Below are 24,597 nucleotides of genomic sequence, written 5' to 3' on the forward strand. Positions count from 1 at the left end.
GCATTATTTTACTCTTGATACCTGCATTTTAACTGATTTATTTTTAAACGTGCAAACTATTGCATTTGTACATTAATCGTCATATTTCGAATTGAATTATTTGATATATTTGTGCTGAATTTTTAATTTTTAAGAAATGCTGAAAGCCGAAAGACATAAATTTATAATGACTAAACTCCTTGAAGAACAAAAGGTTGTTACAACAGATTTGGCTTTGGCTCTGGATCTTTCCGAAGATACAATAAGGAGAGATTTAAACGAATTAGATAACAAAAAGTTGCTTCAGAAAGTGTATGGAGGGGCTATAGAATTTATAGAAAAATCTGTAGATGTTTTTAACATTAATATAGCGGCTGAAGAGGAGAAAAAAAAGATCGCCACAAAAGCATTGTCTTTATTGCATGACGGACAGGTTATTATAATGAGTGGAGGAAGTACCAACCTGGTGTTTGCAAAGCTGATTCCTTCAGATTTAAAAGCGACAATCTATACTTATAGTTTACCAATAGCAATGCAATTGTCCCAACACCCAAACATAGATTTAATATTTATAGGAGGAAAAATGCAGAAAAAAGCAATGGTAACGATTGGGATGGATGTGATGCAGGTTCTATCAAAGATTAAAGCTGATATTTGTTTTATTGGTGCCAGTAGTATTAGCGTCAAACAAGGCTTGACGGAAGTAGGATATGAGATTTCTATTGTAAAGAAAGCGATGATAGAATCTTCAGAAAGAGTAGTTTCTATGTTTTCTTCTAATAAATTAAATACCAAAATGCCTCATGGTGTTTGTGATCTTGTACAGCTCGACACCATAGTAACAGAGTTAGATCCGGAGGATATAAGACTGGAAGAATATAGAAAATCAGGTGTTTTTGTCTTATAATTGAACTTTTAGCTTGTTTTTACTGCGTTATTTTGCTGTTTTTAATTTTATTTTTGTTAAATAACGCAAAATAATGTAATCGTTTCGATTTTTATATATATTTGTTAAATTAATTTTAACTAATGAGTATAGTATGAAAACCGATACTTCCTTGGCATACCACATAGCGGTAAAATTTGAAGAAACCAGATTTGAAAAAAAGGATAATGTAATTTTTGAGAATGCTTTTCAGGATTCAAAATTTGTTGCTCACGAAATAGCAGAATTAATACATTTAAAACAAACTAAAAATGAATCTTGTATGCCTGGTCTGGCAACAGCATCTTCGCCAATAAAAGTATACCGGGAATTGGTTCGTATGCACAGAGAAGAGAACCTTGGTTTTAGCAATGTGATTTCTTTTCCTGTACTACTATGAAAAAAACAATTTATACCATATTCTTTGTCCTCCTCTTTTTTTCTGCAAAAGCAGCTAAAGTAGATACTTTGCAAGTTTTTAGTGCTGCAATGAATAAGAACATAAAAACTTGTGTAATAACTCCCGATAATTATCAAAAAAGCAACAAAAATTTTCCGGTTGTTTATCTCCTTCACGGTTATAGTGGCAATTATGCCACTTGGGCAAAGAGTTTTAAAGAATTAAGACAACAAGTTGATCAATATGGTTTTATTGTAATTGGTGTTGACGGAAATTATTCAAGCTGGTATTTTGACAGTCCAATTGATACGGCTTTCAAATATGAAACGTATATAATTGATGAATTAGTTCCCTTTATAGACAAGAAATACAAAACGATTGCAAACCGTGAAGGCAGGGCAATATCCGGTCTTAGCATGGGCGGGCACGGCGCATTGTATTTATCGTTCAGGCATCAGGATATTTTTGCTGTCGCAGGAAGTATGAGCGGAGGTGTTGATTTTCGTCCGTTTCCTGACAAGTGGGATATCAAAAAACGTTTGGGTCCTATAACAGAATATCCTGAAAACTGGGAGAAAAATACGGTGGTAAATATGCTTGAACTGGTAAAAGACAACAAGCTAAAACTGATTATTGATTGTGGTGTCGACGATTTTTTTATCGATGTAAACAGGGATCTTCACACAAAAATGCTTGCTTTAAAAATAAATCACGATTACATAGAACGTCCCGGAGAACACAATATTAAATATTGGGAAAACTCCCTGAAATTTCAATTACTGTTTTTCTATAATTTCTTTAATGACAAAATAAAATGAAATAACTTATGGTGTGTTGCGATTTTGTAAAAAAGGTAACGCATCAATTTTGTTTGGTTATCCTAACAGGTTTTAAAAACCTGTTAGGTATTTTTTAGCCACTCTTGATAGCTATCGGAATTGCGGTTAAGCGATTCTTTTACAGATTAAAAACTATATTAACTAACCAAAAATAATATTATGAAAAGTCTAAAATTTTTAATTCTGATATTTCTGTTTCAAAGCTATGTTTTTAGCCAGCAACCGGCGAAAAGAGAAATGCGTGCAGCCTGGATATCTACAGTCGACAATATCGACTGGCCATCAAAACCGGGTTTGTCAGACAAAGAAATGAAGACTGAGATGATCACGCTTCTGGATAATTTACGCTCCAACAACCTGAACACCGTAGTTTTTCAGATCCGTCCCACGGCAGATGCCTATTACAAATCGACAAAAGAACCTGCATCGCACTGGATCACCGGAACTCAGGGAGTCGCTCCCGGTTTTGATCCATTGCAATTAATGATTGATGAAGCAGGAAAACGCGGAATGAGTGTTCACGTCTGGCTTAATCCCTATCGTGTACAAAAAGATACAACCAATGAAATACTTTCAAAAAATCATTTGTATTTTAAGAAACCTGAACTGTTTGTTACGTACGGAAAAACAAGATATTTTAATCCGGGTTATCAAGAAACCAGAGATTTTGTTGCCTCTGTTGTGGGTGAAATAGTTCGCAATTATGATATTCAGGCCATACATATGGACGATTATTTTTATCCTTATAAAATTACAGGACAAGAATTTCCTGATCAGGCAGCATTTGCCAAAGAGCCTCGCCAATTTAAAGACAAAGACGATTGGAGAAGAGATAATGTCGATTTGATCATCAAACAAATACGGGATACTATAATTGCCAATAAACCGGAAGTCGAATTTGGAATTTCGCCATTTGGAGTCTGGCGCAACATTGCCAAAGATTCAGAAGGTTCAAACACGGTGGCGGGAGCTACAAATTATGACGACTTGTATGCCAATATTTTAAAATGGCAAAAAGAAAACTGGATCGATTATGTAACACCGCAATTGTATTGGCACATAGGTTTTGACAGGGCTAATTTTGAAGTTTTGGCAAAATGGTGGGCGGTGCATAAATACGGGGCAAATGTATATATCGGTCACGGAGATTATAAGATTTCGAAAACGGCTAAAGAAGCTGAATGGAGAGGTCCGGATCAGATTGTGAAGCAGATACAAATGATTCGCACTATGCCATTGATCGACGGTTCTATGCATTTTACGGCATCTACTTTTCTTAAAAAAGGCGACACGCTGAGAAAGCCTCTTATCGAAAAAGAATATAAATATATCGCCTTAACGCCTGAAGCGAACAGGATTACAAGAATAACACCACAGCCGCCAACTAATGCTTCTCTTGCCGGAAAAGGACAACACGCAGTACTGACATGGAAACCGGGAGCACACAACCAAAAATATGTAATTTATAGATTTCTTAAAGGAAAAATAACCGATTTCTCTAATCCAGAAAACATTTATTATGTTACGACAGCTACAAAATTAGAAGTACCGAATGCTAATTTAAAAAAATACATGTATGCTATTACCGCTTTGAGTAATACGCAAACCGAAAGTAGTCCAATACAATTTTAATAGAATAAAAAGCGAGTAGATGAAAAAGCGTATTTTACTAATGGCCATTTTGCTGAGTTCCCTGAATGTAGTACAGGCTCAGAAACTGGATATTATTCCAAGGCCTGTAAAAATAGAACAAAAAGAGAAAGTGTTTGTGGTCCCTTCATCGGTGAAAATTATTGTGGACAAAAAAATAGAAAAAAGTAGCAATTATATTGCAAGTAATTTTTTTAAAAATACAGGGATTAATGCGACAGTTGCTACTGGAAATAAACCCGATAAAAATACAATATCGTTTCTGGTAGATGAAAAAATGAACCTTCCAAAGGAGGGCTATAAATTGACTGTAACCAAAAAAGGAGTTATAGTAAAAGGGAAATCTTCAAGCGGGGTGTTGAACGGTTTTCAAACCTTATTGCAGATTTGTTCTGCAAAAGAAGTTACGAAAGGAACAATTCCGTTTGTGAAAATCGAAGATTATCCCCGTTTTGAATGGCGCGGAATGATGCTTGACTGTTCAAGACAATTTTTTGATAAACAAACAGTTGAAAATTATATTGACTGGCTGGCAGCACATAAAATGAATGTTTTTCACTGGCACCTTACAGACGATAACGGATGGAGAGCTGAAATCAAATCAATGCCGGATCTGACTACAAAAGGAGCGTGGAGAGGACCGGGTGAAGTATTGTTGCCATCGTACGGTTCAGGAAACAAACGTTATGGAGGTTTCTACACGCAGGAAGATATGAAAGAAGTCGTAGCATATGCATCAGCCCGGGGTATTTCGGTTATGCCTGAAATCCGAAATTCCGGGACACTCGCGCGCAGTAACAGCAGCATATCCTGAAGTGGGGTGTGTTACTAATCAGGAAAACTAAAAGTGTTCAGGGAGAAGTAAAAAATGTCTGGTGTGTGGGGCGTGAAGAAAACTACCAAATACTGGATTCTGTCATCAGGGAATTTGCAGGAATGTTTCCTTTCGAATACATTCATGTTGCGGGAGACGAGGTGAACAGGGCCAATTGGGAGCATTGCCCAAAATGCAGGGCTTTGATGGAAAAAGAAGGATATACGGATAGTTTTCAGCTTCAGAATTATTTCTTTAGACGTGTCGAAAAAATCGTAGAAAAATACAATAGAAAAACGGCGGGGTGGAATGAAATTTTAAAAGGAGGAGAAATAAATCCAAATACCTTAATTAGTGCCTGGCAGGGAATAAGCTACGGAATTGAATCGGCTAAAAAAGGACATGAAACGATTATGATGCCGGGGCAATTTACTTATTTTGACATGGCACAGTCTGAAAATGAGCGAGGTCATCGCTGGGCCGCCATTACAGATACAAAAAGAGCCTATTCATTTGAACCCATTCCGGATAATGAGCTAACGCCCGATCAGCAAAAAATGATAAAAGGGGTTCAGGGGGCTTTGTGGAGTGAATATCTGGACCGTCCGGGCCGATTTATGGAATATCAAAGTTATCCGAGAATTGCCGCCTTGTCAGAAATTGGGTGGACTAAAAAAGAAGATAAAAATTGGGATGATTTCTACAGCAGATTAACCCATAGTCATTTACAGCGCTTGGCCAGTATGGGAATTAATTTTCGGGATTTTCCGCCTACAGCTATTTATAAAAGCGGAAGTATTACCGTAACTCCTCCTTATGATGGAGCGGTTGTACGTTATGATACACAAGGAAACGAACCTACGAGAGCATCTCCTTTATATACCCATCCAATTCCGACAAAGGATTACGAGAATTATCTGTTCCGTACTTTCTTTAATGAAGTTTCTGCAAGTCCGGCTGTAAAAGTTGAAAAACTACCGGTCGCAAATTGGAATACCTCTAAAGTTGAGATTTTAAATATTTCAGAGAATATCTCCGAAAATGTCGATAAAAAAGGGATTTGGTACCTCACTTTTAATCCAACATCAGATGAGGCTATTAGTGGTGCTGTCAGAGCGGTTTCGCTTTTTGAAAATGATGAACTGATACAAAGCTATCCGGAAGAGAAAACGTTAAAATCAAAACCCCGTTTGCGCTTTGTAATTGAGAATTACAACAAAAAAAATACGTATCGTCTGGATTTTACGGTAGAAAATAAAGAAGCAAAAGAATCTTCTGCGAAAGTCAATTTCAATTGTTCTTCTTATTTGGAACCAGAGGTAAAAGTTACTTCGTCGATGGCTGAAAACCCTAAATTTCCAATTTCAAAATTAGAAGATTATAATGCAGAAACCTATTTGCGTACAGATGTTCCGTGTGTCAATGGGGACTGGATTTTGTACACTTTTACCAATCCTGTGGTTTCTTCTAAAATTGATGTGCTGACAGGGATTCCACACCATCCAAGATTTATTATCAACGATGGTCATGTTGAATATTCGTATAACGGTATCGATTTTGAAAAAGGCGATAGTTTTGATTACGGAAATGCATCAATTTACCCAAAACAACCGGTAAAGGCAGTTAAAATTGTGATCACAGGAACAAACAACGAACAGCTTATGGCGGCTCAGGATTTGAGGATTACTCCTTAAGCAAAAATGTTAGCCACTTCTGATAGTTATCGGGAGTGGTAAAAAATAATATCTTTAGTAAAATATTTTGAGTATCACAGATAATATAGTTTCCGGAATGCATTAAGAAAATTGTTTTCGTGAGAAAATTTTAAATTATGATAATGAATAGTAATACTTTTTATAGTAAGAGATTGCCCGAGATGGCTACTATATTAAAAGAAAAATTAGTTAAAGAGTCTAATAAAAATCAGTTACTTACTGTAAAAGATTATTTGAATTCTTTCTTTGAATTTTATGAAGAGAATAATGCATTTATTTATTTCAAAGATGACGATATAAAGAAAGATAATATAATAATTTCGATTTTTATAAACCATGTAAGTAAGGAAGTTACTTTTAGCCGTAAAATAGGTATCGAAGACTGTGATGAAGAATTTCAGATTAATTATCAATTATTCTTAGATTTACCATCTGCTAAGAATAACATTGTTTATAGTTTTGAAATAGAGCGAGATAGATTTGATGATTTTTCAAATTCGGAACGAGGCTATCTTTATCTATCGGATTTTAAAGAAATTATATTGTCTTCTGAGGAGATTATGAGTATTGTTAATGCTATTCCACAGCGTTCCAATATGATTTTGAATGCTGATTTTTGAGTGTAATAGTATTTGCTGTCGATTGAATGTGAAGTATTTATTATTTTAAAAAAAAGAGACTAAAGTCTCTTTTTTTTTGAATTACTATGTTTTTCGGACTATTGACTTCTTGATTTTTACAAACCTACTTTGATAATCCTAACAGGATTTAAACATTCATTTTATAAAAAAACAATCTCAAGATTACAGATTGTTTTCAAATTCTAAATAACTCCTAAATCGAATTTCGATCAATAAAATTAAAAGGAACTTTTACATCGCCTTTTTCTTTGTTCAGGATCATACGGGCTGCGGTTTCCCCCATTACATTAAAATCGGTAGACATCACGGTTATTCCCAGTAATTCTTTTAGAGGCGTGTCGTTATAAGAGATCACACCAATATCTTTCCCCAGGACAAATTCTTCATCTCGAATTTGCTTCATTAAATTCACCAAATCCGATTCTTCGATCGTGATAAACAAATCTCCTTTTTTTAGGATCATATCATCGTAAACCTCACTCAGAACTTCAAAATTGATTTCATGTTCTACACAAAACTTTTTGAATCCGTGCAGGATTCTTCTTGGATAAGGATAAACAGCCTTATCCGGATATACTAAAATTAATTTATTGTATTTACTGATTTTCGAAAGTCCTTCTTTTAAGGCATTGTAGATGTCATTTTCAAAATCCTGATAAATCTTGATGATTTCGCCTTCCATTCCCAGTTTGATATTGTCCATCAAAACCAGTTTTTCGTCAGGTATTGCCTGGATCGCTTTTGCTACTTCATTCGTAAAACTCAAATGTTTGAGTTCATCTGTTTTAAAATGTGTTGTAATGACATAATAATCATAAGCCCCTTCAAATTTATCCAGTAAGTTCAAAAACAGGGTTTCATCACAATGATAAATATGTAAGTCAGTATGCGCATTTGCTCCAATTGTATTAATAAATGAGTTATACGTTTTCATTTTATAAGCACTCAGTTTATTCAGTACAAACAGAATATTTACTTTAGATTCAAGCTTCGTTCTGGTAATATAATATCCTTTTCCACGGATAGAAGATATTATTTTTCGCTCTTTTAAAATGTTGTACGCCTTTTCGACAGTATCCCGGGACATGTAGAACTCTTCACTAAAGCTATTAATGGAAGGGATTTTTTGATTTATTTTTAAATTTCCGTTGGCAATATTTTGCAGGATGGAGTCTACAATTTGTTTGTATTTGGGAACCCTGGAATCTTCATCTATTTTAATAAGTTTAATCATTTCTTATGGCTTGTAAATTAGGCGACAACTTGTTGCACTATAAATTTGATTTAAAATCTGTATCAAAAAGGTTTATTTAAAATATCGATAATTAAGTCCGTTTGCTACTTTTCTCACAAAGATTTTCAAATTAAATAAGGGTTGTTTTACGTTTTTGCTTATTTGTTGTTTTATTGCAAATTGAGGATATAATAATTACGAAATCGATTGCTAAAATAGAAATTTTAAATTTATATTTCCAATATAATCAGGTTGTTCTTTGCAATAATCATCAGTTTTAACATAAATAACAAGAGTATAAAGGATAGTACAGGACAGTTTTCTTTTTTACATTCTATTATTTTACAAAACCAAACTAACTATCACAATTAACCAAAAACAAAATTATTAATGGAATCATTATTAGGAATTATTTTTCATTCTATCGGAGGGTTTTCTTCAGGTAGTTTTTATATGCCTTTTAAAAAAGTAAAGGATTGGGCCTGGGAAAGCTACTGGATTGTAGGCGGATTTTTCTCCTGGTTAATAGTACCGCCAATTGCTGCTTATTTAACGATTCCAAATTTTGTTGAGATTATTACAACTGCCTCTCCATCCATCAAAGCTTTTACATTCTCAATGGGATTGATTTGGGGAGTTGGAGGATTAACATACGGTTTAGGCGTTCGCTATCTGGGAATGTCATTGGGGAATTCTATTATTCTTGGTTTCTGCTCTGCTTTTGGCGCTTTGGTTCCTTCTGTTTATTATGATTTATACCCAACAGCGGGTAAAATATCCTTTAGTGATATGCTGTCCAATCCGGGTGGACAAATGGTTCTGGCAGGAGTGGCGGTTTGCCTTTTAGGTATTGCAATTTCCGGAAGAGCAGGAATCTTAAAAGAAAAAGATTTTGCGACAGGACACGAAGACAAGGACAAAGATTTCAGTTTAGTGAAAGGTTTAATTATTGCGGTTATTTCAGGTATTCTGAGCTCGTTTTTTAACTACGGAATCGAAGCCGGAAAACCAATGGCAGAAACGGCTGTAGCTTACGGTTGTAATCCGTTGTTTCAAAATAACGTTACTTATATCGTTCTGATGTGGGGAGGTTTGACCACCAACTTTATATGGTGCATGTACCTTAATTTCAAAAATAAAACATTCTCAGATTATACCAATAAAAATGCACCCATTGCTAAAAATATACTTTGGTCGGCTACTGCAGGAACCATGTGGTTTTTACAATTTTTCTTTTACGGAATGGGCGAAAGTAAATTAGGAAATGGTGCCAGTTCGTGGATTCTGCATATGGCAACTATTATTCTGACGGCTAATCTTTGGGGTTTTTATTTGAAAGAATGGAAAGGTGTTTCACAAAAGACATTCAGAACTTTTTTATGCGGGATAGGATTAATTATGCTGTCGATTGTTTTGGTTGGAATTGGAAATTCATTATAAAAACACAAAATATAACATAACAACAATGTCGAATATAAATATAAATAATATGACTTTTAAGCATGTAAGCTATCTTTGGGATGACGCTAAGGCAGCAGCACTGGCAGGAGATGAAGTAGCGCTTTTCATTTATCGATCTAATTTATTAGGAGCCGATTTAAGATTGACTAACTATGGGGGTGGAAACACTTCGGTAAAAATTACGGATAAAGATCCGTTAACCGGAGAAAGCTCTGAAGTGATGTGGATTAAAGGTTCTGGTGGAGACATTGGTACATTGACAAAATCGGGTTGTGCAGCGCTATATTTAGACAGACTTCGCAATCTCGAAAATGTATACAGAGGAATTGAGTTTGAGGATGAAATGGTCGAATTATTCAATCACTGTATTTTCGATTTGGCTTCAAAAGCACCTTCTATCGATACGCCTTTACATGGCTTTTTACCATTCACACATATTGATCATTTACATCCTGATGCCGCAATCGCAATCGCTGCAGCAAAAGACGGGGCTAAAATCACAGAAGAATTATTCGACGGAGAGATTGGCTGGGTAGGATGGCAGCGTCCCGGTTTTGACTTAGGACTTCAGTTAAGAAGTTGTCTGGAAGAGGCGGAGAAAAAAGGTAAAAAACTACGCGGCATCATGTTAGGCTCTCACGGTTTGTTTACCTGGGGAGATACGGCATACGAAAGCTATATCAACACGCTTGAAGTAATCGAGAAATGTGCAGAATATTTAGAAAATAACTACGGAAAAAAACGTCCGGTTTTTGGAGGTAAAAAGATAGAAAGCCTGCCTGAAGCTGATCGTAAATTAAAAGCAGCAAAAGTAGCACCAATTTTAAGAGGTTTCTGTTCATCAGAGCGTCAGATGATTGGTCATTATACAGATGATGCAAGAGTTTTGGAATTCATTAATTCTAACGATTTATCGAAACTGGCACCTCTTGGAACTTCTTGTCCGGATCACTTTTTACGTACCAAAATCAGTCCTTTGGTTGTAACCTTAGAACCAAACGAAGATGTATCAGATGTTGATGCGATCAAAGCGAAATTAAAGCCTGCTTTTGAAGCATATCGTGCCATGTACAAGGACTATTACAATACGTGTAAAAAGTCGAATTCACCAGCCATGCGAGATCCTAATCCGGTGGTAATTTTGTATCCGGGAGTGGGGATGTTTACGTTTGCCAAAGATAAAACAATGGCACGTCTGGCATCTGAATATTATATCAATGCAGTAAACGTGATGAAAGGTGCAGAGGCAGTTTCAGAATATACTTCGTTACCACATCAGGAAGCATTTGATATCGAATATTGGTTGCTGGAAGAGGCAAAATTACAACGTATGCCTAAACCGAAAGCATTGTCAGGAAGAGTCGCTGTTATTACAGGTTCTGCCGGTGGAATTGGTAAGGCTATTGCCAAAAAATTTGCTCAGGAAGGTGCTTGTGTAGTGATTAATGATATTAACGAAGAACGTTTAGAAACTGCTACAGCTGAATTTGCTAAGTTGTTTGGTAAAGATGCTGTTTCCAGTACTTTATTGAATGTTACCGATGAAAAAAGTACTGAAAAAGCATTAGACGAAGCTTGTCTGGCTTTTGGTGGTGCTGATATTATAGTGAATAATGCCGGAATTAGTATTTCTAAATCTATTGCAGAACACACCCTTGAAGAGTGGGACAGATTATATGACATTTTGGTAAAAGGACAATTTATTGTTTCAAAAGCCGGAATCGAAGTCATGCGCAAACAGGGATTTGGCGGAGACATCGTAAATATTGTGTCTAAAAATGCTGTGGTTGCAGGACCAAACAATCCGGGCTACGGTTCGGCAAAAGCCGCTCAGGCACATTTATCACGATTGATGGCTGCCGAATTGGGAGCAGATAAAATTCGTGTAAACACTGTAAATCCCGATGCAGTAATCTCAGATTCCAATATTTGGTCTGGCGGTTGGGCAGAAGGTCGTGCAAAAGCATACGGTATTACGGTAGAAGAATTACCGGCCTATTATGCAAAACGTACGTTATTGAATGAAATTATATTGCCGGATGATATTGCAAACGCTTGTTTCGCATTTGTGGGTGGTTTACTGGATAAATCAACAGGAAATGCCCTGAACGTAGACGGCGGGGTATCAATGGGCTTTTACAGATAGATTGTTAAGTTTTTTTAAGTTTGTTTAAAGCAAAAGTGGTTTTTTGTGATCTAACGTTCGATAGCATTCGGACGTTAGATTTTTTTAGACATTACAGCTTGTGCAAGCGAGCAAATAGCATAAAATAGTAACGTTAAACCAGAGTTCAATTTATATAATTTATATATTGTAATCTCTATTAAAAGATAAAATAATATGTTAATCGGATCAAACAATATAGCCTCTCACAACGAAGAATTATTAAAAAAACATCAAAATAAATTTGCTTTTACAGTATCAGAAATTGGTGATACAGAATCGATTATTCAAAAATTAATTGATTTTCAAATTGCAATTCCATCCTGGGCTTTAGGAACAGGAGGAACAAGATTCGGACGTTTTGCCGGAGGTGGGGAACCACGTTCGATAGAAGAAAAAATCGAGGATGTAGGTTTGCTTCATGCTTTAAACAATGCTTCAGGAGCTATTTCATTACATATTCCGTGGGATATTCCAAGTGATTACAGAGCCATAAAAAGTCTTGCGGCACAGCACAATTTAAGATTTGATGCCATGAATTCGAATACGTTTCAGGATCATGCAGGTCAGGCCAATTCGTATAAATTCGGTTCGTTACAAAATGTAAACAAAGCAGTTCGTAAAGAAGCGATTGCACATAATATAGAAGTAATCCAGCACGGAATCGAATTAGGATCAGAATCACTAACAATTTGGTTAGCAGATGGATCTTCTTTCCCGGGACAGTTAAACTTCAGAAAAGCGTACCAAAATACATTAGAGAGCCTGGAAGAAATCTATGATGCATTGCCTTCAAACTGGAAATTATTTTTAGAATACAAATGTGCTGAGCCCAACTTTTATTCGACTACAGTCGCAGATTGGGGACAATCGTATTCCTATGTAAAAAAGTTAGGAGACAAAGCACAAACTCTTGTCGATCTAGGCCACCATTTGCCAAATGCTAATATCGAACAAATTGTTTCTTTATTATTGATGGAAGAAAAATTAGGTGGTTTTCACTTTAATGATTCAAAATACGGAGACGACGATTTAACCGCCGGAGCTTTAAAACCTTATCAATTATTCTTGATTTTTAATGAATTAGTTGAAGGAATGGATGCCCGCGGAATGAATCACGCCAAAGATTTAGGCTGGATGATCGACGCTTCACACAACATAAAAGATCCTTTAGAAGATCTGTTACAATCAGTAGAGGCTATTATGATTGCCTATGCTCAGGCACTTTTGGTAGATAGAAAAGCATTAGAAATTGCACAGCAGGAAAATGATGTGGTAAAAGCACAGGAAATCCTGCAGGATGCTTTCCGTACAGATGTTCGCGCTTTGGTTGCTGAGGCACGTTTGCGTTCAGGTGCAGCATTAAATCCGGTTGAATTGTATCGTAGTCTTGCTGTTAGAAAAAATCTAATAGGAGAAAGAGGTTTAAAAACAATGGCTACAGGATTATAAAAAATAGCATAAATGAATGTAGTTGCAATTTTTGACATTGGTAAAACAAACAAAAAGGTATTTTTATTTGATGAAAATTATAAAATTGTTTGGGAAAAATCAGTAAATCTGAACGAAACTGTCGATGAAGATGGTTTTCCCTGCGAAGATATCGAGGTCCTCAAAAACTGGATATCTGATAGACTGGCAGAAATAAAGAACGGGACAGATTATGTTTTAAAAGCCATCAATTTTAGTACCTATGGCGCTAGTTTTGTCTACATTGATGAAAAAGGAAAAGTTTTAACTCCTCTGTATAATTATCTAAAAGAGTATCCCGAGGAGTTAAAAAATGACTTTTATAATAAATACAAAGGAAAAGAAGTTTTTGCAGTCAAAACAGCTTCACCTGTTTTAGGAAGTCTGAACTCAGGAATGCAAATTTACAGGCTGAAAGAAGAAAAGCCGGAATTATTCAATCAGGTAAAGTACTGTTTACATTTGCCACAATATTTGAGTTTCCTGTTAACCAATGAAGCTTATGCTGATATTACAAGTATTGGATGCCATACCAATCTTTGGAATTTCAAAAAGATGAAGTATCATAAATGGCTCAAAAACGAAAATATTTCGGCTAAAATTCCACCGTTACATTACGGAAAAGACAGTATTAAAAAGGAAGACGGATTAGCCATTGGCGTTGGTTTACACGACAGTTCATCTGCTATTATTCCCTACACCATAAACTTTACGGAACCTTTTGTTTTACTCTCGACAGGAACCTGGAGTATTTCACTGAATCCATTCAATAACAAACAATTGACTTTTGAAGAGTTGCAACAAGATTGTTTGTGTTACATGCAATACACAGATCAGCCTGTAAAAGCCGCCCGTCTCTTTTCCGGCAACGAACATGAAGTGCAGACCAAAAGACTGGCAGCACATTTTAATGTGCCGGTTGATCGTTATAAAGAAGTTTATTTTGATAAAAAAATAGTTTCAAATTTAAGAGCTATAAACTTTCAGATCCTTTATCCAAAGAGATACGATTTTGATATTCTCAAAGAATGCCCTTTTCAAAAAAGAGACCTGAAGAATTTTAAAAGTTACGAAATCGCCTACCATCAATTGATGCTTGATCTTGTTGAACAACAAGTTTTTTCGACTAATTTAGTAATTCATAATAGCCCTGTAAAAAAGATTTTTGTGGATGGAGGTTTTAGTAAAAATTCAATTTTCATGAATTTACTGGCCGAAGCGTATCCGGATATAGAAGTATATGCGGCTTCGATGGCACAGGCAAGTGCTTTAGGCGCCGCATTGGCCATTCACCAAAACTGGAATCCTAAACCAATCCAGAATGATTTAATTGATTTGAAGTTTTATAAACACTAGGTTGCAATTAAAAATTTAGAATTAAAAATCTGCTTAATCTGCGAGAGAAAAAAGCCACTCCCGATAGCTATCGGGATAAATGATTAAAATTATTTGCCACGAATTGCTTAAATTTTCAGTAATTAATTCGTGCTGATTCGTGAAATTTGGGACAAAAAAATCTATAAAAAAACAGTTCAATCCGTAAAATATTTGGACTGTCAATTAAAAATATAGCCACAGTAAAAGGATTAAAAAATTACCCAGAATATGAAAATCGGACTATTTATACCATGTTATGTCGACCAGTTTTACCCGAAAGTAGCCATTGCAACCTATGAACTTTTGCAGAAATTAGGCTGTGAAGTTCACTTTCCGATGGGACAAACCTGTTGCGGACAACCTATGGCGAATAGCGGATATCAATATTTAACCAAAGGCTGCGATGCTAACTTTATCGCTAATTTTGCAGGATTCGATTATATTGTTTGTCCGTCCGGAAGTTGTGTTTTGCATGTTAAAGGACATTTACATGACGAAAAACAAGAAAAAGTTGCAGCAGCAATGCGAAAAAAAGTATTCGAATTAACTGAATTTATAACCGATATTCTTAAAATAGATTCTATAGACGGAAATTTCCCTTATAGAGTAGGAATGCACATAAGCTGTCACGGTCAGCGCGGATTAAAACTTTCGCAGATGACAGAACTTAACGCACCATTCTTCTCAAAGCCCGAACAATTACTGCACAACATAAAAGGATTGAATCTGGTTTCCTTATCGAGAAAAGATGAATGCTGTGGTTTTGGAGGAACATTTTGTGTGACCGAAGAAGCCGTTTCAGTAAAAATGGGACAAGACCGGATAAAAGACCATGAAAACCATCACGTAGATTATATTACAGGTGGAGATATGTCGTGTTTAATGCATTTAGAAGGCATTCTGAAAAGACAAAAAAGCCCGATAAAAACCATTCATATCGCCGAAATTTTAAATTCACTCGGAAATTAAAAAATAAGTTTTAAGTGTGATTTTTAACCGCAAAGCTCGCAAAGAAAAAAACGCAAAGCTCGCTAAGATTAAATTTAGCTTTGCGAACCTTGCGTAAAAAACCTGGCGAGCTTTGCGGTTAAATAAGTTACCAATAATTAAGGTTTAGAAATAGTAATTAATTTCAAAATTGACTTTTAAATAATTAAAAATGTCATCAGAAAAAGTTATACCGCACAGCGAAGCCGCAGCACGTTTTAACAAAGATACAGAACGCGTCAACTGGCACGATGAAACACTTTGGTTTGTTCGTGAAAAACGGGATAAATCAGCGCATCAAATCCCGGACTGGGAATTACTTCGCGAAACCGCTTCACAAATCAAAAATAATGTGCTTTCAAACATTCACGATTATTTGATTGAATTTGAAGTAAATGCACAAAAGAATGGTATCATCGTACATTGGGCAGCCGATGCGAAAGAACATAATCAAATCGTGCATTCGATCATGGCAAAACATGAGGTGAAGCAAATGGTGAAATCAAAATCGATGCTTACCGAAGAATGCCATTTGAATGATTATCTGGCCGAAAAAGGTATTGAAGTAATCGATTCGGATTTAGGAGAATATATTGTTCAGCTTCGTAAAGAACCTCCAAGTCATATTGTTTTGCCTGCCATTCATCTTAAAAAAGAAGATGTCAGCGAAACTTTCCACGAACATTTAGGAACAGAAAAAGGAAACATAGATCCTCAGTATTTAACTGAATCGGCGCGTTTAAGTTTAAGAAATACCTTCTTAACCCGCAAAGTAGCTTTAACCGGAGTCAATTTTGCGATTGCGGAAACAGGCGAAATTGTGGTCTGTACCAACGAAGGAAATGCAGATATGGGCGCACATTTAGCCGATGTTCATATTGCCTGTATGGGATTCGAAAAACTGATTCCGCAGCGTAAACATTTAGGCGTTTTCCTGAGATTATTGGCCAGAAGCGCCACAGGACAACCCATCACGACGTTTTCAAGTCACTTTAAAAAACCAAGAGACGGAAAGGAACTTCATATTGTGATTGTTGATAATGGCAGAAGCACACAATTAGGAAGAGAAGATTTTAGAAATTCCCTGAAATGCATTCGCTGTGGTGCCTGTATGAATACATGTCCGGTGTACAGACGAAGTGGCGGACACAGTTATCACAATGCCGTTGCAGGACCTATTGGTTCTATACTGGCACCCAATTTAGACATGAGTAAAAATGCCGACTTACCTTTCGCAAGCACGCTTTGTGGTTCTTGTACGAATGTTTGTCCGGTTAAAATTGATATACACGACCAATTGTACAAATGGCGTCAGGTTTTGGTAAAAGAAGGACATACGCCAACATCGAAAACCATTGCAATGAATACGATGGCAAAGGTTTTAGCGAATCCAACGATTTTTAATATTGCCGGAAAATCAGGTCGTTTTGTAATGAAAAATATTCCCGGACTGGTCAATAATAAAATGAACAAATGGTACGATCAGCGCGAAATGCCGGACGTTCCGGAGGAATCTTTTAGAGAATGGTACAAGAAAAATTCAAGAGAAGCAAAAGCAAAAGACAATGAGTAGTAAAGCGGAAATTTTAAATAAAATAAAGCAAAGCCAACCTGCTTTTATGACAGACCTGCCTGACCTGAATCTTTTAAATTCAGACAATCCTGACGTGCTTGCAACGTATAAAACAGTACTGAAAAATATTGGCGGAGATCCCATCGAAGTTGCTGATTACAACGAAATCATCCAATACATAAAAACAAATTATGCGATCGAAAAACGTATTATAACGACAATTCCGGAACTTTCAGAAATTGCAGGTTTAGACTGGATCAATGATAATCCGCATTCGCTTCAGGATGTAGAACTGAATATTATAAAAGCGCATTTTGGCGTAGCCGAAAATAGTGCACTTTGGGTGACAGACGATTTGTTAGGACAGCGTGTATCGCCTTTTATAGCACAATATCTGGCCATTATCGTTCATAAAAAAGATATCATCGCCACGATGCATCAGGCATATGAAAGAATTGGAAATCAGGAATACGGTTTCGGGACTTTTATCGCCGGACCATCAAAAACCGCTGATATCGAACAATCATTGGTTTTAGGAGCACACGGCGCAAGAGGGTTGATTGTTTTTTTATTGGATTAAAATATTTAAGAGAAGAAATTATTTACAGTTTATAAAATAGAAATTAAAAGAGGATTCAATAGCCTCTTTTTTTGTTTACAGATACCGGATAAGATTTGTGTACATCAAATAAAAGTTTAATTTTACCTTATTATATATTGCCTTTCCGCTTGTCAGTACAAAATAATCCTTCCTAATTATTTTGACAAGTTGTGGGTTCAGGAAGGTATTTTTTGAAAACTCAATTTCATTTACATAAACTCATAATTCATGTATCCATTTGTAAGATATATTTTGCTGCTATTTTTAGCATCATTAAGTTTAGTCTCGTGCAGTCAAAAACAGGGAGATAAAATAAAAGTAGGTTTCTCGCAAGCGATGACCACAGACGATTGGCGCAAACAAATGACCAGTTCGATAAAAATTGAAGCTTCGTTGCGACCTGAAGTCGATTTAAAAATTAGCGACGCCCATAATAATGTCACCAAACAAATCGAAGATATCGAACGATTTATAGCCAATAAAGCAGATGTAATTATTGTATCTCCTATTCAGTCAAAACCCTTAACTGCAGTTGTAGAAAAGTCGATTAAAGCCGGAATTCCGGTTCTTGTGGTAGACCGCAAAATCGATGGCGAAAATTACACGGCTTATCTTGGAGCCGATAATATTGAAATAGGCAGGATTGCCGCCCGATATGTTGTTTCACACAGCAAAGGTTCAGGCAAAATCGTTGAAATTACAGGAGCAAATGGCTCTTCGCCTGCTTATGAACGCAGCCTTGGATTTGATCAGATCATTAAAGGCAATAAACGTTTTACTGTTGTAAATACCATTCACGGCAATTGGGAAAAAGAATCCGTTAGTGCGCCGTTAAAAACAATTCTTTTGCAAAATCCTGATATTGAATACGTTTTTGCGCACAACGATCGTATGGCATTAAGCGCATGGGAAACTGCAAAAACGGTTGGATTAGAGAATAAAATTAAATTTTTAGGTGTTGATGGATTAAATTCTGTGAATGGCGGGATCGAATTGGTAAAAAGTGGCGTTCTCGACGGAACTATTTTATATCCAACGGGAGGAAATGAAGCTTTGAAACTGGCTCTGAAAATGTATCATAAAGAACCCATTTCTAAAAATAATATCCTCAATACCATTGTTATCGACCAGAACAATGCTGAAATTATCGAAAACCAAATGGATAAAGTCGATCAGCAACAAGCCGTTATCGAGTCGCAGCAAGCGGCAATCAAAATTCAGGAAAGAGAATATGCTTCACAAAATAATCTGGTGCGTTTGCTAAGTTTTTTTCTGGTGATTATTTTGAGCCTCACCATTTACAGCATTTATTCGACGATTTCTATTTCAAAAAAGAAAAAACAACTAGAGAGTATCAATCAGACTGTAATCGATCAAAACAATGAGATTCAGGAAATGGCAAAGATTGCAGCGAAAAGCAACGAAGCGAAACTGAATTTCTTTACCGGACTTTCACACGAATTTAAAACCCCGATAACTTTGATTATGAGTTATGTAGAGTCCCTGATCGAAAATGAAAAAATCAAAGGAACCGCACTTATTGACGAGGTAAAACTCATTCATAAAAATTCGAACAGATTACTCAGATTAATAAATCAGTTACTGGATTTTAGAAAAATAGAGGAGCAAAAATTTACTTTAAGAGCCTCAAGTACCAATATGTACAATTTTACTAACGAAGTAATGACCAACTTTAAAGGAGAAGCTGCCCGTAGAAATATTGATTTTCAGGTGACAATTAAAAATAAAAACCTGGAGTTGTTTATCGATAGAGGTCTGATGGATAAGGTATATTTCAATCTGCTTTCCAATGCTTTTAAATTTACGCCGGATAACGGAAAAATAAACATTTCGATTGTCGAAAATCACGACAATACGGTAAAAATCAGCTTTAAGGATTCCGGAATTGGAATCCCTGAAAATGAATGGTCTAATGTGTTTAGTCCATTTTTTAAAGCTTCAAACAATAACAAAAACAGTTCAGGAATTGGACTTCATTTATCCAAAGAATTTGTGCTCTTGCACCACGGAACCATTGAGCTTAAATCAAAACAGGGAAGCGAGTTTGTCATTACTTTATTAAAAGGAAGCAGTCATTTACAGCCTTCAGAAATGGTAAATCAAACCGAAAACTTAAATTTAACTCCAAATTTAATAACAGATAACCTGGATATAGAGCCTGATTTTAAAGAAGTACATGCAATTGCTGAATCAGAGAAACATTCGCTTTTGATCATCGAAGATAACATTGATCTGGTTACATTTTTAAAAGCAAAATTATCCGGTGAATATATGGTGTATTCTTCTGACGGAAGTGATGCTATCGAAAAAACAATGGAAATTGTCCCGGATATCATCATTTGCGATATCAATCTGGTTGACAAAGATGGTTATGAAATCAGTAAAGAATTAAAGAAAGATCTGCGTTCTTCACACATTCCAATCATTATTCTGACAGCGCAAAGCAACAAAGAATCTGTTCTAAAAGGCTTGCAGAGTGGGGTAGATCAGTATTTGACAAAACCGTTTAGTCTTTCGATTTTAAAACAATCTATTTCGGGTTTGCTTTTCAACAGAGAAAAACTTCGGTATTATTATACCAATAATATTTATCGTATTGAGCCTGAATCTAAATTTGGAAATCAGGAACAAACTTTTATTACTAAAATGAATGATATTATTAAACTCAACGTTGAAAATCCTAAATTTTCTGTAGAGGATTTAGCAGACAAACTAAGTGTTTCAAGAGTTCAGTTGTACCGCAAGGTGAAAGCAATCATCGGGATTAATATCAGCGATCATATCAATAATGTCAAATTAGAGAAAGCCGCAGAGCTTTTGAAGTCAAACCAGATGAATATTTCTGAGATTGCCTACTCCCTTGGGTTTTCTTCACCAAACTACTTTTCTACTGCTTTTAAGAATAAATTTGGAGTTTCTCCTAAAGAATATAAAAACGATCATTATTAATGAGTTTTTGGTATTGTTTTTTTTGAGTAGAAAGTGCATCTCAATTGTTTTTCTGTAGCTTTTTTTTAGCCGTATGCGCCCAATAATCAACACAGAGAATACCTAACAGGTTTTCGAAACCTGTTAGGATAACAACAGAAATTTGAAGTTTTTGATTCAGGAGCTAATCCCGCTCTCCGTTACAATCTTTTGTTCCGAACCCCGGAACAAAAGGATTTCCACTTCTATCGGGGCTAGAGCAATCATTTTCATAATGATATTTTCGTCTAGTTTGTCATTTCGACGAAGGAGATCCGAGCGATAGCGAACAGGCGAAGCAAATCTTCGCAAGTAGCTCCGCAACGAGAATCCAATCTTTGTCGACCTTCTCACGAAGATTGGCTTCATCTCTCCTTCATTGAAATAAAAGAAACTTTACGGTTTTTGACTTTTTCGTGAGATTTGCTTGCCATAATAAATAGAATACCTAACGGGTTTTAGAAACCTGTTAGGGTAACACATCCTAATTGCCTGGCTTATCTTCAAATAAATCAGAACCAATTCAAAAGGTAAAACTTAAATAAAATGTAAAATTCTCTTTACTTATAGTTTTTTTAACAACTTTTAACCTCAGGACCTTTGTTAATTTGTCCCTTTTTCAATTATTTCATGTAACATTTTTATATTAAATGTAACAAAATCGAAACTACACGGTTTTCGTAAATAAAATTTAAGATATGTAAAGACTTGTAAATAAAGGTCTTGAGTTGAATATGTCAAACTGTCAATATTTAAGGAATTAAATTGTAACATCATTAAAAATAGGTTGTTTTTTTTGCGGATATCTTAGCGATAAGTTTTTAATACATCTACAATGAACAAGATATTGATTTGGTCTGTTACTGCTGCACTGGCAGGTTTTCTATTCGGTTTTGATACCGTAGTAATTTCTGGAGCTGATAAACAACTACAGCTTCTTTGGCATTCATCCGATGCTTTTCACGGATCTGTTGTCATGGCAATGGCACTTTGGGGAACCGTTGTAGGGGCCATTTTTGGAGGAATTCCAACCAATAAAATAGGTCGTAAAAAGACACTTTTCTGGATTGGGATTTTATATTTTGTTTCGGCGATAGGGGCTTCTTTTGCAAACGATCCTTATATATTTGCAGCTTTGAGGTTTATAGGAGGTTTAGGTGTTGGGGCTTCAACCATTGCGGCTCCGGCGTATGTGTCAGAAATCGCTCCGGCAAACAAACGCGGTCGTTTGGTTGCGTTATATCAATTCAATATTGTTTTAGGAATCTTAATTGCTTTTATATCCAACTACTTTCTAAAAGATATTGGAGAAAATGCCTGGCGCTGGATGGTGGGAGTTCAGGCTTTTCCTTCTCTTATTTATATTCTTTTTATCCTTACAATTCCGGAAAGCCCAAGATGGTTACTCTCTAAAAACCGTGACGAAGAAGCCCGTAAAGTCTTGTTTCAAATTGATCCCACTGCAGATCTTAAAGACATTATGGATGATTCCAGAGAAAATGGTGTTACCAAACACGAGAATATTTTCATGAAAAAATACCGTTTTCCGTTAATGCTGGCTTTTTTAATTGCCTTTTTCAACCAGTTTTCAGGAATCAATGCCTTTTTATATTACGCACCGAGAATTTTTGAAGAAGTAGGTTTAGGACAAAATACCGCCTTACTAAGCAGCATCGGGATTGGGATTACAAACCTTATATTTACCTTAATCGGAGTAGCATTAATTGACAAATTAGGAAGAAAGTTGTTAATGTATATTGGTTCTGTGGGATATATTATTTCTTTAGGATTAGTCTCTGCTTCGTTTTTCTACAATTGGGGAGGGCTATCAGTACCTATTTTCCTTTTCTTGTTTATCGCTTCGCATGCCATTGGCCAGGGAGCTGTGATCTGGGTTTTTATCTCAGAAATTTTCCCCAACCATATTCGTGCCTCGGGACAAGCCTTTGGAAGTTCCGTACACTGGGTTTTAGCAGCCATTATTCCGTCCTTAATTCCGATGCTTTTTTCAGAAATAGGACCTGAAGTCGTATTCTTAATTTTTGCATTGATGATGGTCTTGCAATTACTCTTTGTTATTTTTATAATGCCCGAAACAAAAGGAATCTCTTTAGAAATATTAAGTGAAAATCTAACCAAAAAAAATATCAAAAAACATGACACCAAAAAAACATCTGCCGCTGGCATTATATAGTGCTGTAGTATTATCAATCGGCGCTTGCAAACCCTATTCGGCTGTTGCACAAACCACTGCTGTTTCAACAAGCATTGCTACAGAAGAAAAAATGTACCGTCCTAATTTTCATTTTACTCCAAAAAAAGGCTGGATGAATGATCCTAACGGAATGTTCTATGCTGATAGCTATTACCATTTGTATTACCAGCATTATCCGGAGAAAAGTGTGTGGGGACCGATGCATTGGGGACATGCTATTAGCAAAGATTTAATTAAATGGGAAGAGCAGCCCATTGCGCTTTATCCGGACAATGACAAATATATTTTTTCAGGAAGCGCTGTTGTAGATACACATAATACTTCAGGATTAGGTACCGGAAAAACGGCCCCAATTGTAGCAATCTATACGCTACACGATATGACAAAAGAAAAAGAAGGTAAAATTGATGTAGAACAGCAGGATATTGCATTTTCGAATGACAATGGTTTTACATGGCAGAAATTTGAGGAAGGAAATCCGGTCATTAAAAATCCTGGAATTCGTGATTTCCGTGATCCAAAGGTAAATTGGGATGAAACTCATAAACAATGGATTATGGCTTTGGCAGCTCAGGACCGTACCCGTTTTTATGCCTCTAAGGACCTTAAAAACTGGAACTACTTATCGGAGTTCGGGAAAAATATTGGCGCACATGGTGGTGTTTGGGAATGTCCTGATTTCTTTCAGATAAAAGTAGAAGGTACCAATGAAACCAAATGGGTTTTAATTCAGAATTTGAATCCGGGCGGAGCCAACGGCGGTTCAGGAACACAATATTTTATTGGAGATTTCGACGGAACAACTTTTACGTTAGAATCTAATTTTGCTAAAAAAACGGCTGCTGAAAAAGCGGTTTGGTTAGATTACGGAAAAGACAATTATGCGGGAGTAACCTGGAACAATATCCCCAACGCTGACGGCAGACGATTATTTATCGGCTGGATGTCGAATTGGGAGTATGCACAAGAAGTTCCAACACAATCCTGGAGAAGTAGCACAACAATTGCGCGTGAACTTCAGGTGATCAAAAAAGGAAGCGATTATCTTATGATTAATAATCCTGTCAAAGAAATCAACAAATACATTGCTAAAACAATCAAAGTAAAAAATCTGAAAGGTAAAGGAAAATTAGCTATGGTTGAAACGGGAAAGATTGATTTAACAAAGGCAATGCTTCAGTTTAATATCAAGAATCTGAAACAGGATACGTACACTTTTACACTTTCAAATGCAAGTGGGGAAGCGGTGACTTTCGGAATCAATAATACAGATCACTATTTATTTGTAGATCGTTCGAAATCAGGCAAAATTGATTTCTCAGAAAAATTTGCTTCAACAATTACCAAAGCAGCCTTAGACGGAAATCAAAAAGAGGGTGTTTTTAAAATCATTCTTGACAAAACTTCGATTGAAATATTTTACAATAATGGCGAAAGAGTAATCACTGAAATCTTTTTTCCAAACCAGCCTTACACGTCTCTTTCTGTTTCTTCGAACAATGGGGTTGAGCTAAACAACTTAGAAATTAACCAATTAAATACAAACTAACTAAAAACCAAAACC

General features: G+C 36.0%; 17 protein-coding genes and 1 pseudogene. 17 read left to right on the forward strand and 1 reads right to left on the reverse strand.

Annotated elements, in window-relative coordinates; all coding sequences use genetic code 11:
- The first annotated feature begins 136 nt into the window (after positions 1–136).
- The 7 genes and pseudogenes from ACQY44_RS21420 (at position 137) to ACQY44_RS21450 (ending at position 6,942) form a co-directional block, all read left to right on the forward strand.
- A complete protein-coding gene (locus ACQY44_RS21420; RefSeq protein ID WP_428232307.1) occupies positions 137–886 on the forward strand; it encodes a DeoR/GlpR family DNA-binding transcription regulator in 750 nt (249 codons plus the stop codon).
- Between the two features lie 133 nt (positions 887–1,019).
- Positions 1,020–1,289 (forward strand): annotated as a pseudogene (locus ACQY44_RS21425) (glucosamine-6-phosphate deaminase); the annotation flags it as partial.
- An 11-nt stretch (positions 1,290–1,300) separates the two neighbouring features.
- Positions 1,301–2,122: an alpha/beta hydrolase gene (locus ACQY44_RS21430; RefSeq protein WP_428232308.1), complete on the forward strand. Its 822-nt coding sequence runs from the start codon at positions 1,301–1,303 to the stop codon at positions 2,120–2,122.
- 180 nt (positions 2,123–2,302) lie between these two features.
- Positions 2,303–3,775: a glycoside hydrolase family 10 protein gene (locus ACQY44_RS21435; protein ID WP_428232309.1), complete on the forward strand. Its 1,473-nt coding sequence runs from the start codon at positions 2,303–2,305 to the stop codon at positions 3,773–3,775.
- 19 nt (positions 3,776–3,794) lie between these two features.
- On the forward strand, positions 3,795–4,607 hold the full coding sequence (locus ACQY44_RS21440; RefSeq protein WP_428232310.1) for a family 20 glycosylhydrolase: 813 nt from the start codon (positions 3,795–3,797) through the stop codon (positions 4,605–4,607).
- A gap of 8 nt (positions 4,608–4,615) precedes the next feature.
- A complete protein-coding gene (locus ACQY44_RS21445) occupies positions 4,616–6,301 on the forward strand; it encodes a family 20 glycosylhydrolase (protein WP_428232311.1) in 1,686 nt (561 codons plus the stop codon).
- A 143-nt stretch (positions 6,302–6,444) separates the two neighbouring features.
- Complete coding sequence (locus ACQY44_RS21450; protein ID WP_428232312.1) at positions 6,445–6,942, forward strand: hypothetical protein; 498 nt, start codon at positions 6,445–6,447, stop codon at positions 6,940–6,942.
- A 214-nt stretch (positions 6,943–7,156) separates the two neighbouring features.
- Here the strand turns inward: ACQY44_RS21450 and ACQY44_RS21455 are convergent, their stop codons facing one another.
- Entirely contained in the window at positions 7,157–8,197 is a 1,041-nt protein-coding gene (locus tag ACQY44_RS21455) for a GntR family transcriptional regulator (protein ID WP_428232313.1), read from the reverse strand.
- Positions 8,198–8,587: 390 nt separating this feature from the next.
- Between ACQY44_RS21455 and rhaT the strand changes: the two genes are divergently transcribed.
- The 10 genes from rhaT (at position 8,588) to ACQY44_RS21505 (ending at position 24,582) form a co-directional block, all read left to right on the forward strand.
- Entirely contained in the window at positions 8,588–9,637 is a 1,050-nt protein-coding gene (rhaT, locus tag ACQY44_RS21460) for an L-rhamnose/proton symporter RhaT (RefSeq protein WP_428232314.1), read from the forward strand.
- Between the two features lie 25 nt (positions 9,638–9,662).
- Complete coding sequence (locus ACQY44_RS21465; RefSeq protein WP_428232315.1) at positions 9,663–11,804, forward strand: bifunctional aldolase/short-chain dehydrogenase; 2,142 nt, start codon at positions 9,663–9,665, stop codon at positions 11,802–11,804.
- A gap of 195 nt (positions 11,805–11,999) precedes the next feature.
- Positions 12,000–13,274, forward strand: coding sequence for a TIM barrel protein (locus ACQY44_RS21470; RefSeq protein WP_428232316.1), 1,275 nt, complete (start codon positions 12,000–12,002; stop codon positions 13,272–13,274).
- A 12-nt stretch (positions 13,275–13,286) separates the two neighbouring features.
- Complete coding sequence (locus ACQY44_RS21475; protein WP_428232317.1) at positions 13,287–14,648, forward strand: FGGY-family carbohydrate kinase; 1,362 nt, start codon at positions 13,287–13,289, stop codon at positions 14,646–14,648.
- Positions 14,649–14,897: 249 nt separating this feature from the next.
- Entirely contained in the window at positions 14,898–15,638 is a 741-nt protein-coding gene (locus ACQY44_RS21480) for a (Fe-S)-binding protein (RefSeq protein WP_428232318.1), read from the forward strand.
- Between the two features lie 190 nt (positions 15,639–15,828).
- Positions 15,829–17,229: a lactate utilization protein B gene (locus ACQY44_RS21485; protein WP_428232319.1), complete on the forward strand. Its 1,401-nt coding sequence runs from the start codon at positions 15,829–15,831 to the stop codon at positions 17,227–17,229.
- Positions 17,222–17,809 carry a LutC/YkgG family protein gene (locus ACQY44_RS21490; protein ID WP_428232320.1) on the forward strand — a complete coding sequence of 196 codons (588 nt, stop codon included), beginning with the start codon at positions 17,222–17,224 and terminating at the stop codon, positions 17,807–17,809. The genes ACQY44_RS21485 and ACQY44_RS21490 overlap by 8 nt, the downstream gene beginning before the upstream one ends.
- A 249-nt stretch (positions 17,810–18,058) precedes the next feature.
- Positions 18,059–20,800 (forward strand): substrate-binding domain-containing protein, encoded by a 2,742-nt coding sequence (locus ACQY44_RS21495; protein WP_428232321.1) that lies wholly within the window; start codon positions 18,059–18,061, stop codon positions 20,798–20,800.
- Positions 20,801–21,653: 853 nt separating this feature from the next.
- Positions 21,654–23,012 carry a sugar porter family MFS transporter gene (locus tag ACQY44_RS21500; RefSeq protein ID WP_428232322.1) on the forward strand — a complete coding sequence of 453 codons (1,359 nt, stop codon included), beginning with the start codon at positions 21,654–21,656 and terminating at the stop codon, positions 23,010–23,012.
- Positions 22,975–24,582 carry a glycoside hydrolase family 32 protein gene (locus ACQY44_RS21505; RefSeq protein WP_428232323.1) on the forward strand — a complete coding sequence of 536 codons (1,608 nt, stop codon included), beginning with the start codon at positions 22,975–22,977 and terminating at the stop codon, positions 24,580–24,582. The genes ACQY44_RS21500 and ACQY44_RS21505 overlap by 38 nt, the downstream gene beginning before the upstream one ends.
- The last annotated feature ends 15 nt before the right edge of the window (positions 24,583–24,597 follow it).

The organism is Flavobacterium sp. (assembly GCF_965277525.1).
Lineage (GTDB): Bacteria > Bacteroidota > Bacteroidia > Flavobacteriales > Flavobacteriaceae > Flavobacterium.

Excerpts from the sequence above, each read along its gene's own strand:
- ACQY44_RS21420 (WP_428232307.1), top strand. The coding sequence starts at position 137 with ATGCTGAAAGCCGAAAGACATAAATTTATAATGACTAAACTCCTTGAA.
- ACQY44_RS21430 (WP_428232308.1), top strand. The coding sequence starts at position 1,301 with ATGAAAAAAACAATTTATACCATATTCTTTGTCCTCCTCTTTTTTTCT.
- ACQY44_RS21435 (WP_428232309.1), top strand. The coding sequence starts at position 2,303 with ATGAAAAGTCTAAAATTTTTAATTCTGATATTTCTGTTTCAAAGCTAT.
- ACQY44_RS21440 (WP_428232310.1), top strand. The coding sequence starts at position 3,795 with ATGAAAAAGCGTATTTTACTAATGGCCATTTTGCTGAGTTCCCTGAAT.
- ACQY44_RS21450 (WP_428232312.1), top strand. The coding sequence starts at position 6,445 with ATGAATAGTAATACTTTTTATAGTAAGAGATTGCCCGAGATGGCTACT.
- ACQY44_RS21455 (WP_428232313.1), bottom strand. The coding sequence starts at position 8,197 with ATGATTAAACTTATTAAAATAGATGAAGATTCCAGGGTTCCCAAATAC.
- rhaT (WP_428232314.1), top strand. The coding sequence starts at position 8,588 with ATGGAATCATTATTAGGAATTATTTTTCATTCTATCGGAGGGTTTTCT.
- ACQY44_RS21465 (WP_428232315.1), top strand. The coding sequence starts at position 9,663 with ATGTCGAATATAAATATAAATAATATGACTTTTAAGCATGTAAGCTAT.
- ACQY44_RS21470 (WP_428232316.1), top strand. The coding sequence starts at position 12,000 with ATGTTAATCGGATCAAACAATATAGCCTCTCACAACGAAGAATTATTA.
- ACQY44_RS21475 (WP_428232317.1), top strand. The coding sequence starts at position 13,287 with ATGAATGTAGTTGCAATTTTTGACATTGGTAAAACAAACAAAAAGGTA.
- ACQY44_RS21480 (WP_428232318.1), top strand. The coding sequence starts at position 14,898 with ATGAAAATCGGACTATTTATACCATGTTATGTCGACCAGTTTTACCCG.
- ACQY44_RS21485 (WP_428232319.1), top strand. The coding sequence starts at position 15,829 with ATGTCATCAGAAAAAGTTATACCGCACAGCGAAGCCGCAGCACGTTTT.
- ACQY44_RS21490 (WP_428232320.1), top strand. The coding sequence starts at position 17,222 with ATGAGTAGTAAAGCGGAAATTTTAAATAAAATAAAGCAAAGCCAACCT.
- ACQY44_RS21495 (WP_428232321.1), top strand. The coding sequence starts at position 18,059 with ATGTATCCATTTGTAAGATATATTTTGCTGCTATTTTTAGCATCATTA.
- ACQY44_RS21500 (WP_428232322.1), top strand. The coding sequence starts at position 21,654 with ATGAACAAGATATTGATTTGGTCTGTTACTGCTGCACTGGCAGGTTTT.
- ACQY44_RS21505 (WP_428232323.1), top strand. The coding sequence starts at position 22,975 with ATGACACCAAAAAAACATCTGCCGCTGGCATTATATAGTGCTGTAGTA.